The organism is Ruegeria sp. BHSA162 (genome assembly GCF_059613385.1).
The window spans coordinates 18716-31186 of record NZ_JBXWSK010000039.1 but is presented as its reverse complement, the minus strand read 5'-3'; the positions used below and the strand labels follow the sequence as shown (position 1 = coordinate 31186).

Here is a 12471-nt window from a genome sequence, read left to right as displayed (position 1 = left end):
GGACGGCGCACCGAAGATCGTCAGCTTCTTCGCCAAAAAGGCTCGCGGCTCGATGGCGCGGTACATCATCCAGCACCGGCTGACCGACCCTGCGGGCCTGCGGGATTTCGACACCGGCGGCTATGTGTATCGGTCTGAGTTGTCGGAACCGGACAAACCGGTATTCGTGCGCCCCTATCAGGCCTGACCCAACATCGAGGCATCATACGCCACCAGCTCGACCGTGTTGCCCTCGGGGTCCGTGGTGAATACGCCGCGCCAACCGATCCAGCCGAACCGTTCGACGCGATAGGGCTGGCCGATTTGATCATACCAGCGCATGACGGCCTCCTGTTCCGCAAAAGGTAGAGACAAGGCGATATGGTGCAACGACGATTGCGCCCCGGTCATGGGTTTGTCGGCACCGGTGGGGTGCAAACCCGGCCGCGGCGCTGCCCCATGGTGAAACAGCGCCAGAACTTGTGTGTGTCCTTCGAACCCTTCCGCAATCCGAAAGAATGTGATGGCGCTGTCATGACCGCCATGCAGGCGGGTCAGCCCGATGACGTTTTCATAGAAATCGACCATCGCTGCCATGTCGGCGCAGCGTATTGCTAGTTCACCCAAAGCGCGGGGGCGAAAACCTCGTTCCTGTGACATAGCGACAGCCTAGACCGCACCGGCCGGCGCGACAATGACGGGTTGCGCATCCGTCGGGCAGTTGGACTGGATCATCTCGCAAATCAGCTTCTTCTGAAGCGGTTTCGTCAGGTAGTGATCCAGCCCGGCCGCTAGGATGCTGTGCTCGTCACCCGCCAAGGCATGAGCGGTCAGCGCCACGATCGGCACATGCTGCCCTGTGCCGATTTCGCGTCTACGGATCTCACCCGTGGCCTGCTTTCCGTCCATCTTGGGCATCGAGATGTCCATGAGGATCAGGTCCGGCGCGAATTCCGAAAAGGCTTCAACAGCCTCAAGCCCGTTGGCCACCAGCTTGAGGTCTATGTTCAGATCCTTGGTCATCTTGCTCAGGATCAACTGGTTGGTGCGATTGTCCTCGGCGGCCAGAACCCGCATCTTGCGCAGCTTCGTGTTTCCGCCGGACGATTGGGCCGGCTCCGCGCGGCAGGGCGGGGAAACAGGCGCAGGCAACACAGCGGCGCCCAGCGCCTGAAGCCGCGAGAACAGCTCGGCCCGTGGGATCGGTTTCTGAACCACCCCTTGTATCAGCCGATGGTTCGGATCGGCGTGCACGATGGCCGGGTTTGCGGACATCAGCACGATCGGAACGTCGGACCAGCCTCGCTTGCGCAGAGTTTCCGCCAAATCCAGCCCGTCCATGTCAGGCAGATCGTGATCGCAAAGGATCAGGTCGATCGACGCTTCCACCGCCCTCAGCGCTTCGGTGCCTGTGGCGCAAACCGTCACCTCGGCCCCCAAACGCCGCAGCTGCTTGTTCAGAATGGCCCGATTGACCGCCAGATCCTCGACCACGAGGACATGTTTCAGCCTGTCCGCCAAGGCAGGCGGAGCCGGTTGAGGGCCTTCGGCGGTGGGCAGCGTGATGCGGAACCCAAAGCACGATCCCTTGCCGGCCTCGCTCTCGACCCAGATCGAGCCACCCATCAAGGTAATCAGGCGTTTGGTGATGGCCAGACCAAGGCCAGTGCCGTCAAAGGCGCGGGTCTTTTCGTTTTCAACCTGATTGAACTCGCCAAAGATGTGCTCGATCTTGTCCGCTTCGATGCCGATTCCGGTGTCTTCGATTGCAATATGGATGTCGCAGGTCTTCTGATCGGCATGCGGTACTCCGGTGACCCGGGTCAGAACATGGCCATGGGCGGTGAATTTGACCGCGTTGCCCACCAGATTGGTCAGCACCTGACGCACCCGGCCTGGATCGCCCACGAACAGCGTCGGCAGGAACAGGTCATAGTCGACCAGCAAGGTCAGCCCCTTGTCGCGCACCGTGGGCTGCAGCAGCATCGCAACTTCGAGGATGCAACGCTCAAGATCGAAATCCTCGGGATGCAGCACAAGCTTGTCCGCTTCGATCTTGGAATAGTCCAGAACGTCATTGATGATGACCAGCAGCGCGTCCCCCGAATTGCGGATCGTCTCGACATAAAGCCTCTGCTCCTCATTCAGAGGGGTTTCCGACAGCAGGTCGGTCATCCCGACGATGCCGTTCATCGGGGTCCGGATCTCATGACTCATATTGGCAAGGAAAGCCGACTTGGCCCGGTTGGCGGCCTCGGCCTTTTCGCGCGCGGCTTGCAGTTGCGCCTCATGCTGGACCGAGGCCGTGATGTTCAGGGCCAGACTGACCACATCGCCACCCTGGCCGCGCTGGTCGATCAGCTTGATATATTGCCCATTCCACAGCTGGATCACTTCGGGCGGCGGGTTGATCCGGGTCCAGCGGCGCATCATGCGGGTTTTCCACGCCTCGGCCGGTTCCGACCCGATATCGATGATGCCCTCTGTGGTCAGCAGATCAAGAATGCGGGGGTATGAAATCCCGGGCGCGACCTCGTCCAGTCCTTCGAACACGCTCAGATAGGCCGTATTTGCGCTGATCAACCGATCACTGCCGTCGAAGAAGGCGAAACCGTCCTGGATCGTCTGGATCGAGTGCCAGAGGCGGCGCTCGGCCACTTCGATCTTGGCATTTGCAACGGTCAGGTCCGATTTGACCTTTTCATTCTCGCCACGCACGGATTCGACCTCGGCCTCGGTCTCGCCGATACGTTTGGTCAGGGCCATCGCATATTCGCCCAGCTTGCGATTGGCCTCGGACAGTTCACTCTGCTTGAGTGCAAGCAAGCGTTCGGCGGCCAGACGCGCCCGCCGTTCCTGTGCCAGTTTTTCTGCAAGACTCATGGTCATCTTCCCGGTCGGTTCGGGATCAGCATTCCCGCAGACCGTGAAAATCTGTTTAAGACCAAAGGCCGGTCAGCGCCGTCCTTCGCGCAGCCAGCCCGCCAGCAGGAAGCCACCCGCCAGCAGCAGCACCAGCCAGGGAGGCAACAGTCCGGCCTGGGTCACGTCACGGGTTTCATATGCCTCGCGCGGGGTCAGACCGATCCAGCCACGCCCGGCCGCAGGACGCCCGGCGCGCACGTTGCGGATTGCCGGCAGCCCGTCCTCGACCCGGATCACCCCGCCGCGCATCCCGGCCATGACCGGTTCAAGGATTTCGGCTGTTGCGATGGTGCGTTCGAATTCCCGCGGCGCCGCAGGGCCAAGGCCGATGACCGAGGACAGCTCACCTTCCTGCAGGCGATAAAGCCCAATTTCAGGGCCGAAATACTGCGCCTCGAACCGACCGGGGGACAATTCGCGCAAGGGCACTTCAAGCGTGTCGCCATTGGGTCGGGTGACCGTGACGGGGCCCACCTCTTCGTTCAGGGTCTGGCGGATGATGCGCATTGACTGCCCGTTGGCCTCTGCCCACAGCGCCTCTTCTTCAAGCTCGGGCTCTTTCATCATCCAGTGGGCAAGGCGGCGCAGCAGTTCCAACTGCGGGCCACCGCCCTCGTAGCCACGGCTCCACAGCCAGGCGTGGTCCGAGGCCAGCAACGCCACGCGCCCTTCCCCCACACGGTCCAGCACCAGCAGCGGACGGTCGTCGACGCCGGTCATCAACAATTCACCCGAGCGCTGTTTCACGTCGATCTGCCGCAGCCATGCGCCCCAGTCGCCCGTCTCACCCAGATCGGCGGTCACCGGATGACGCTGGCCCAGGTCTGTCACCGTGGGCACGTAGCGTTCTTCGATGACCCGGGCCGAGGGTTGCGCCGGCAGGATCGCAGACAGGGGCGAGCGGAAGATGCTGTCGGCGGTGGCAAAGTCAGGCCCGGCCGCAATCAGCACCGCACCGCCGTCATTGATGTAGTTGGTCACGTTGTCCAGATAGATCGCGGGCAGGATGCCGCGCCGCTTGTAGCGGTCAAAGATGATCAGGTCGAAATCGTTGATCTTCTCCAGAAACAACTCGCGCGTGGGGAATGCGATCAGCGACAGTTCGTCCACCGAAACCCCGTCCTGTTTCTCGGGTGGGCGCAAGATGGTGAAATGCACCAGATCGACCGAGCTGTCGGATTTCAGCAGATTGCGCCAGGTTCGCCCGCCCGGATGCGGCTCGCCCGAGACCAACAGAACCCGAAGCCGATCGCGCACGCCGTTCATCTGGATCAAGGCGGTGTTGTTGCGGTCGGTCAGTTCGCCGTCGGCCTGCGGAACCGTGAACTGGATGACGTTGCGCCCGCCATGGGGCAGGGTCACCGGCAGCTCGACATCCACACCGATCGGGATACTGAATTGCTGCGGCTCGCCCCCGTCCACCGCAATCTCGAGCGGGGCGGACGCCGGACCGGCGGGCACCGCGCCACTGTCTTCGACCCGCAAGGTCAGAGTGACGGGCTCGTCGATGATGGCAAAGGCCGGCGCATTACGCACGATCAGGCGGCGGTCCCAGTCCTGCGCGCGACCGGTCTGCAACAGGTGCATCGGCGCCGGCAGGTCGGGGGCCTGATCGACGTCATGCACAATTCCGTCCGACAGGACCAGAATTCCGGCGATCCGGGCGCGCGGTTCCTCGGCCAGCGCGGCATTCAGCGCCGCCATCACCTGGGTACCTTCGTCTCCGTCGCCGTCGCCCACGGTGATGCGGCGCAGTTCGGTGTTGTCGCGGGCCTCGATCTCGGCGGCCAGGGCCTCGGCGGTCTGCGCGGTCTGTTCGGCGCGGTCCGACAGGGTCTGGCTGGCGCTTTCATCCTCGATCATCAACACGATGTCGGTCAGCGGGGCGCGGTCCTCGATCTGGTAGACCGGGCCGGACAAGGCTGCCAACAGCACCAGCGCGGCCAGTCCGCGCAACGCCCAACCTGACAGCCCGCGCCACAGCGCCAGAACCGTCGCGGCCAAAGCGATCGAACCGATGACCACCAGAAGGGGCCACGGGATCAGCGGGTCAAAGATGACGGAACCGGTCATTGGCCCAACCTGTCAAGCAGAGCAGGCACGTGCACCTGATCGGATTTGTAGTTCCCGGTCAGCACGTGCATGACCAGGTTGACGCCGAACCGATTGGCCAGCTCGCGCTGGCGTTCTCCGGCATAGCCGCGCCCGACCGGCAGCAGCGCCTGCCCGTTCCGGTCGATTGCCCAGGCCCCGGCCCAGTCGTTGCCACCGATCACCACCGGGGTGACATTGTCGTTGAGGTTGCGGAAGGGCATGCCTTCGATCTGTTCGGCGTCCAGCGGCGCGGCCTCGACCCAGACCTCGGTTCCGGCAAAGCGGCCGGGGAAATCCTGCAACAGGTAGAACGCGCGGGTCAGGACGTGATCGCGCGGAACAGGCTCCAACGCAGGGATATTCAGCGGAGCAGCCAGTTGCTGCAGCTTGCGGCCATTGGGGCTCGAGGCGCCAAACCCGGCGATGTTGGCGTCCCGCGTGTCAAACAGGATCATCCCGCCCGACCGCAGATATCCATTCAGCTTGGCATAAGCTTCGGCCGAAGGCTGGGGCTGATCCGGCGTGATCGGCCAGTAGAGCAGCGGGAAGAAGGCCAGTTCATCACGTTCGAGGTCCACGCCCATAGGCTCGGCCGGTTCGACGGACGTGCGATAAAACAGAGTTTGCGACAGGCCGCGCAGCCCGGCATGGGCGACGTCGTCAATCTGGGCATTGCCGGTCAGTACATGGGCCAGTACCAATTCCTTGGTTGCCTGCAGAGCGAACTCCGTCTCGTCGGGCGTCTGCGCCTGCGCCTGCGGTGCGATCAGAACCGCGCTCAGCGCCACCGCCGCCGCCCGCGCCAGCCCCAGACGCCCCGACAGCGCCAGCGAGGCCACGACGTCAACCGCCAGCAGGATCAGGGCCAGGCTCAGCAGCAGACCCCCGATCGGCGTCTCGGCACTGACCTCCTGCCCCTTGATCGGCACATCCGCAGGCCAACTTATCGGGCGCAGCGTGCTGTCCTCGGTGAGCACGTTCAGGGCCAGTTTCTGCTTGCCGCTTTCATACAGACCCGGGCGCAAGTCGGGGCCAAGGGCGCCGGATATCAGCGCAGGGCCATCGACACCGGCCAGATTGCCCGCATCAGACAGGGTTCCGAACCCGTCCATCACCTGAATCGGCTCCCACGTGGTGCCTTGCAGCTGTTCGACCTGCCGCGTCTTGGCGGCCGAGGCCACGGCCAGCCGGTCCAGCATTTCGACGAACAGGCCCGACAGCGGCAGAGTCGACCATTCGGCATCGGCGGTGACGTGGAACAGCACCACCTGACCCAGGCCCAGTGGCTTGCGCGTCACCAGCGGGGTGCCATCCGACAGCGCGGCGATCACCCGGTCGGCCAGGTTCGGGTCGGGCTGCGCCATCACCTGGGTGCTGACGGTCACGTCGTCTGGAATGCGCAACCCGTAAAAGGGCGAGCCTTCCTGGAAAGGCGCCAGCCCCTTGGCTTCGCCCCAGCTCATCGCGCCGCCGACCGAGCGGCCACCGCTGCGCAGCCGCACCGGCAGCAACGTGTCTTCGGCATCGCGGCCCAGATCGCTGCCTGCCATGTGCGGACCGGCAAAGCGCAGCAACAGCCCGCCCTGTTCGACCCATTCGACCAAACCGGCCTGTTCGCTGGGGGTCAGCTTGGCCACATCGGCCAGCACGATCACATCCGGGTTGGCGGGCAGAACCTCGGTCAGCCCGCCCTCGACGAAATCGGCGGTGGGGATCAGCACCTGCGTCAGGTAGTGCAGCGGCGACAACAGCTCCAGCCCCTCGCGATTGACGGTTCCGGCGATCAGGGCGACCTCGCGCCGGCGCAGGCTGTCATCGGTCAGCGACACCGCCCCGGCCGACCGCTGGCCCTGCAGCTCGAACCGAGTGATGCGGGCGCGCAGTTCGGACGGCAACGCCAGATCGGCCTGCGCCTGGGTCGCGCCGCTGTCAAAGCTGACCTCGACCGATTGCAGCAGGCGCATCACGCCCGCAGGGTCGCGCCCCTGCGCATTGATGGTGACGGTCTGCGCCGGACCGGGTGTGGCGCGCACCGCGGTCAGCCGGATCGCCCCGTCCTGATAGGTGGCCGGCCGCAGCGCCAGGATCGGCGCCGCCGCGCGATAGATCGTGACCGCGCCCCGCGCCTGAAGTGCAGACAGCAGGGTTTCACGGCCCGGATAGTCCAGCTTGTCGGTGAACCAGTGCGTGTCGAACCCGCCCTCGACCGCCGACAGGTCGGCCAGCGCCTGTTCGATCTGCGCCGCGTCCGGCTGCCATGGCTGAGGAACCAGCCCGGGCAGGCGGTTGCGCCAGGCTTCGGCGGCCTGGAAAACCGGCGGTTCCGGCTCGGTCAGTCGCAGAATCGACACCGGGCGCCCGGCCCGCCCGGCTTCGGTCAGCTGCGCGTCGATCTGCTCCAGCGTGGCGGGCCAGCGCGTGGCCCCGGCCCAGCTGGCATCCAGCACCAGCAGCAGCGGCCCCGATCCGGTTTGGTCGCGCGACGGGTTCAGCACCGGGCCGGCCAGACCAATGATGATCGCCGCTGCCGCCAGCATCCGCAGCAGAAGCAGCCACCACGGGGTGCGGTCGGATACACTCTCGTCGTCCTTCAGGCCCAGCAAGAGGGTCACCGCCGGGAACAGCCGGCGGATCGGCGCGGGCGGCACGGCGCGCAGGATCAGCCACAGGATCGGCAGGGTCAGCAGACCCAGCAACACCCATGGCGCGGTAAAGCCGATGCCCGCCAGAACCGTCATCGCGCCCCTCCGTCCAGCGCACGATAGAGCCACAATAGGGCCGCCTGCGCGCTGTCGCCCGTATGGTGCAGGCCCAGCTGCCAGCCGGTCACCCGGCACAGGCGCGTCAGGTCATCCTTGCGCCGCGCCAGCCGCGCCAGATACCGCTCTCGCAGGTCGCCCGCCTTCAGTGTCTCGTGCCGGACCGTCCCGCCGACGCTTTCGAAGATGGTGCGCCCGCGATAGGGAAAGTTCTCCTCGCCCGGGTCCAGAACCTGCAGCAGCACACCGCGCACGCCGCGGTCGGCGGCCTTGGTCAGGGCCAGTTCGACCTCGTCCAGCGGGCCGAGGAAGTCAGACATGAACACGGCGCGGGCATGGGGAATCATGGCGCGGTGCTCGGGCGGGGCATAATCGGCCTCGGTATCTTCGGACAAGGCCTGCGCCAGCCGGATGATCTGGGCATTGCCGCGCCGGGGCGGCAGGGTGGTTCCCGTCAGGCCCACACGCTCGCCCCCGCGCACCAGCAGGATCGCCGTGGCCAGCCCCAGCAAACGCGCCCGGTCGGCCTTGGTGGGCAGGGATTTATCGGACGCAAAGCGCATCGAGGCGCCCTGATCGACCCACAGCATGATCGACTGCGCGATCTGCCATTCGCGTTCGCGCACATATTGTTGATCGCCGCGGGCCGAGCGCCGATGGTCGATCATCCGCCGGCTGTCGCCGATCTGGGCCGGTCGATATTGCCAGAAATCATCGCCCAACCCCGAACGCCGCCGGCCGTGATCGCCCAGCAGCACGGTTCCGGCCAGGTGTTCGGCCCGCGCCAACAGCGGCGGCAGCCGGGACGCCTCGGCCTCGGATCTTTCGCGAAGGGTGCGGGCCGCGTTCACGCCGCCGCCTCAGCCCGGACAAGCCCGGCCGCGGTGGTTTCGATCAGGTCGGCCAGGCTGTCACCCCGCGCCCGCGCGGCGAAGTTCAGCGCCATCCGGTGGCTGAGCACCGGGCGCGCCATGTCCAGCACGTCTTCGGCATTGGGGGCCAGCCGGCCCTGCAGCATCGCCCGCGCCCGCACCGTCATCATCAGCGCCTGCGCCGCGCGCGGACCGGGGCCCCAGGCGACGGTCTCGGACACGCGCTCGGACACGCCGGGTTCTTCGGGGCGGAACGCGCGCACCAGATCGAGGATCAGTTCGACAACCGACTCGCCCACCGGCATCCGGCGCAGCAGAACCTGCGCGGCCAGCAATTCTTCTTTGGTGAAGATCTGGTGCGCCTCTTCCTCGGCCACGCCGGTGGTGGCCAGCAGGATGTCACGCTCGGTCTGGCGGTCGGGATAGTTAACGTCGATCTGCACCAGGAAACGGTCAAGCTGCGCCTCGGGCAGCGGATAGGTGCCCTCCTGTTCGATCGGGTTCTGGGTGGCAAGCACATGGAACGGCACGCCCAGCGCGCGATCCTCGCCCGCGACGGTCACCGTGCGTTCCTGCATCGCCTGCAGCAGCGCCGACTGGGTGCGCGGGCTGGCGCGGTTGATCTCGTCCGCCATCAAGAGTTCACAGAAGATCGGGCCGGGAATGAATCGGAAATGGCGGCTGCCATCCTCGGCGGTGTCCAGAACCTCGGACCCCAGAATGTCGGCCGGCATCAGGTCCGGCGTGAACTGGATGCGGTTGCCATGCAGGCCCATGACGGTGGACAAGGTTTCGACCAGCCGCGTCTTGCCCAGGCCCGGCAGCCCGATCAGCAGGGCATGACCGCCACACAGCAGCGCCGTCAGCGTCAGGTCGACGACCCTCTCCTGCCCGATGAAGCGGCGGGTGATCGAGGATTTGGCCTGTTGCAGTTTCTCTTCCAGCGCTTCGATCTCGGAGACGAGGTCGGCAGGTTCGGTCATGACTTTCCCTTCCGTGGACTTATTATGGTTGAAGTGTATCGCGCTGAGAGGAAATGGCAAAAACAATGAGCGGACAAAATCCTGTGAAACCGTCCCCTGAGGGTCTGGCGGCCTCGGTCAAGGCGGCCAAACCGCGGGGTCTGCCCCCTGTCGACAGCTGGAATCCTCCGTTCTGCGGCGATCTGGACATGCGCATCGCGCGCGATGGCACCTGGTACTACCTAGGGTCGCCCATCACCCGGTTCGAGCTTGTGAAGCTTTTTTCCTCAATTCTTAAGAAAGAATGGGACGCCTATTTTCTGGTCACCCCGGTCGAAAAGGTCGGCATCACGGTCGAAGACGCGCCGTTTGTGGCGGTCGATTTCGACCGGACCGGCGCGGACGAGGATCAGGTTCTGACCTTTACCACCAATGTCGGCGATACGGTGTCGGCGGGTCCGGATCACCCGATACGGGTTGCCATCGACCCGGAAACAAACGAGCCCAGACCCTATATATTGGTGCGATCGAACCTCGAGGCGCGGATCGACCGCAAGAGTTTCTATCGCCTTGTGGACATTGCGACGGAACGCGCCGGGCAGGTCGGGGTCTGGTCCGGCGGGCAGTTCTTTGTCTTGGGTCGCGCCGAGGACGCGCCTTAGGCAACCCGTCTTGCGGGACGGTCTTGCGCAAGGACAACCGCCAGCGCCACGACTCCGGCACCCAGCGCCCGGGTCCAGTTCCACTCCGAACCCAGAACCACCATGATGAGCATCACGTAGAACGGTGCCACATTGATGTGGAATGACGCCAGAGCAACACCCAGCCGGCCGATCGAAGCGATGAACAGGACCTGGCTGAGGCCGAGAGAGATCACGGCGTAGATCGCCAGCATTCCTGCCTGCTGCGGGTCGATCGGCGACGATGGCCAGACTTCCAGTCCGAGGACGCTCGACATATAGAACAGCGCGCCGGCCATGAACGTGCCGCCGATCAGCGTGATCGTGGTACGTCCGGTTTGGCTGAGGTCCGGGAAGTCCCGCGCGGTCGCCATGCTGGCCCAGCAGAACAGCGCGGTCGAGGCGATGGCGCAGAGCGCACCCAACCCCAGCTGGGCCGGCGCCACCGCGCTGGTTGCGATCAGGCCGCCGATGATCGAAACAGCAACCCCCAGCGCGAAGTTCCAGCGCAATCTGCGCGTTCCCGCGGCCAACTCGAGCAGTGTCGCAATCAAGGGCGCGCAGGACGCGATGATGGCAACGGTCACGGGATCGGTCAGTTTCTGCGCCAGGATGATCAGGAACATGCCCAAGCCAAGTCCAAACCCGCCCACTCTCATCGCATGGGCCCAGCGCGCCCGCAGCACCGCATCCGCGCCATCGATCCACAGCCAGATCGGAATCATCACGGCCACCGCCAGCATCAGCCGCGCGGCCAGCAAGGCAACCGGCGGCCAGGTCTGCAGCAGGATTTCGGCCGCCGGGAATCCGGCCGCCCAGGCCAGCATCGACGCCACCGCCAACCCGTTTCCGGACAAGGCGGATTGCCGCGCACCGGGCACAGCGAAACTGGGCCCGCGAACGGGGTCCGGACTCATCGCCATCGGTTTCAATCCTTTTGTTGGTGCAGCGCCACGAAAATGATTCGCTGCAATACCCCGACCCTTCACATTCGGCCCGCGCCGGTCTGGCCGATTTTCGACATATTGTCGTTTTCAAACCCTTTCTCTGCGCGCCGCCCACGACTAAGGTCAGCACGCCATCGGACCGAGAGGACAATGCCCCGATTTGCCGCCAATATCTCGCTGCTCTTTGCCGAGCTGCCTTACCTCGACCGGTTCAAGGCGGCCGCGGATGCCGGGTTCAAGGCAGTCGAGATCCTGTTTCCCTATGACCTGGCGGCCAAGGAAACACGCCGCGCATTGATGACCAACGGTCTGGACTTGGTGCTGATCAACGCGCCGCCGCCCAACTATACCGGCGGCCAGCCGGGCTATGCGGCTGTTCCGGGGGGCGAAGGGCGGTTCCAGTCCGACATCCGGCGCGTCCTGCGCTATGCCGAGGCGCTGAAGCCCGGTTTGATCCACGTGATGGCGGGCTATGCCTCGGGGGCGGACGCACGGGACTGTTTTGTGCGCAATCTGCAATGGGCTGCGGATTTTGCGCCGCATCAACGGTTCACGATCGAACCGCTGAACCCGGTCTCGCAGCCCGGATACTTCCTCAACGACTATGATCTGGCCGCCGCGTGCCTGGACCGGATCGACCGTCCGAATGTGGGCCTGCAGTTCGACAGCTTTCATGCGCGGATGATCCATGGCGATGCGCAGGCCGTCTGGGACAGATTCCGCGGCCGGATCGTACATGTTCAGATCGGATCGGCCCCCGACCGGTCGGAACCTGGCCGGGACGAGACCGATTTCCCCGCGTTGTTCGCAGCGATCGACGACAGCGGCTATGATGGCTGGGTCAGCGCCGAATACACGCCCTCGACGCGGCGCACCGACGCCTCTCTGCACTGGATGCGATAGGCCTGTGCACCTGCGCACTGGAAATCACATCTTGGATATCGCATACGAAGCGGCAATTCAGTAGAGGAACAGCCGCATGATCCCCGCCCGCTTTGCCCCCGTCCTGTTCGGATTGATCCTGTCGGGGCTGATGTCCTGCATCGTGACCTGCATCGCAACGGTCAAAGAGATCGGGCTTGGCCCCGAGACCTTTGCCAGCTGGATGGGCGCGTGGAGCATCAGCTGGCCGGTGGCGTTTGCGGTGGTTCTGGTCATGGCCCCGCTGACCCGGCGGCTGGTCGCGCTGTTGGTCAGGCCCGAGGCCTGACCTGCCGCGAAGATGGCCCGCCGGGCCTGAAGAGCGGCACGGC

Annotated in this window: 11 protein-coding genes; 4 read left to right on the top strand and 7 right to left on the bottom strand. The window is 65.0% G+C overall.

The annotated features are described in order from the left end of the window. Positions 1 to 187, top strand: a 187-nt coding sequence (yaaA, locus tag AC2FM5_RS12230; protein ID WP_496735834.1) for a peroxide stress protein YaaA, incomplete at its 5' end; no start/stop codon positions are given. On the opposite strand, the gene AC2FM5_RS12225 is transcribed toward yaaA, so the two are convergent. The 6 genes from AC2FM5_RS12225 to AC2FM5_RS12200 all read right to left on the bottom strand — a co-directional run bounded on the left by AC2FM5_RS12225 (position 178) and on the right by AC2FM5_RS12200 (position 9612). After that, a complete protein-coding gene (locus AC2FM5_RS12225) occupies positions 178 to 639 on the bottom strand; it encodes a VOC family protein (RefSeq protein WP_496735832.1) in 462 nt (153 codons plus the stop codon). The genes yaaA and AC2FM5_RS12225 overlap by 10 nt on opposite strands. A gap of 9 nt (positions 640 to 648) precedes the next feature. Continuing rightward, positions 649 to 2862, bottom strand: a complete 2214-nt coding sequence (locus AC2FM5_RS12220; protein ID WP_496735830.1) for a response regulator — start codon at positions 2860 to 2862, stop codon at positions 649 to 651. 72 nt (positions 2863 to 2934) lie between these two features. Beyond that, positions 2935 to 4977 (bottom strand): hypothetical protein, encoded by a 2043-nt coding sequence (locus AC2FM5_RS12215; RefSeq protein ID WP_496735828.1) that lies wholly within the window; start codon positions 4975 to 4977, stop codon positions 2935 to 2937. Beyond that, positions 4974 to 7736 carry a DUF4159 domain-containing protein gene (locus AC2FM5_RS12210; RefSeq protein WP_496735826.1) on the bottom strand — a complete coding sequence of 921 codons (2763 nt, stop codon included), beginning with the start codon at positions 7734 to 7736 and terminating at the stop codon, positions 4974 to 4976. Before AC2FM5_RS12210 ends, AC2FM5_RS12215 begins: the two co-directional genes overlap by 4 nt. Beyond that, complete coding sequence (locus AC2FM5_RS12205) at positions 7733 to 8608, bottom strand: DUF58 domain-containing protein (RefSeq protein WP_170364591.1); 876 nt, start codon at positions 8606 to 8608, stop codon at positions 7733 to 7735. Before AC2FM5_RS12205 ends, AC2FM5_RS12210 begins: the two co-directional genes overlap by 4 nt. After that, on the bottom strand, positions 8605 to 9612 hold the full coding sequence (locus tag AC2FM5_RS12200) for an AAA family ATPase (RefSeq protein WP_149774202.1): 1008 nt from the start codon (positions 9610 to 9612) through the stop codon (positions 8605 to 8607). Before AC2FM5_RS12200 ends, AC2FM5_RS12205 begins: the two co-directional genes overlap by 4 nt. A 65-nt stretch (positions 9613 to 9677) precedes the next feature. Between AC2FM5_RS12200 and AC2FM5_RS12195 the strand changes: the two genes are divergently transcribed. After that, positions 9678 to 10253 (top strand): DUF1285 domain-containing protein, encoded by a 576-nt coding sequence (locus tag AC2FM5_RS12195; protein ID WP_496735823.1) that lies wholly within the window; start codon positions 9678 to 9680, stop codon positions 10251 to 10253. Here the strand turns inward: AC2FM5_RS12195 and AC2FM5_RS12190 are convergent. Further along, a complete protein-coding gene (locus AC2FM5_RS12190) occupies positions 10250 to 11194 on the bottom strand; it encodes a DMT family transporter (protein ID WP_496735821.1) in 945 nt (314 codons plus the stop codon). The two genes, AC2FM5_RS12195 and AC2FM5_RS12190, sit on opposite strands and share 4 nt — an antisense overlap. Before the next feature lie 174 nt (positions 11195 to 11368). On the opposite strand from AC2FM5_RS12190, the gene AC2FM5_RS12185 reads away from it, so the two are divergent. Beyond that, positions 11369 to 12121, top strand: coding sequence for a hydroxypyruvate isomerase family protein (locus AC2FM5_RS12185; protein WP_170600375.1), 753 nt, complete (start codon positions 11369 to 11371; stop codon positions 12119 to 12121). 76 nt (positions 12122 to 12197) lie between these two features. After that, positions 12198 to 12428 (top strand): DUF2798 domain-containing protein, encoded by a 231-nt coding sequence (locus AC2FM5_RS12180; RefSeq protein ID WP_170340948.1) that lies wholly within the window; start codon positions 12198 to 12200, stop codon positions 12426 to 12428. The last annotated feature ends 43 nt before the right edge of the window (positions 12429 to 12471 follow it).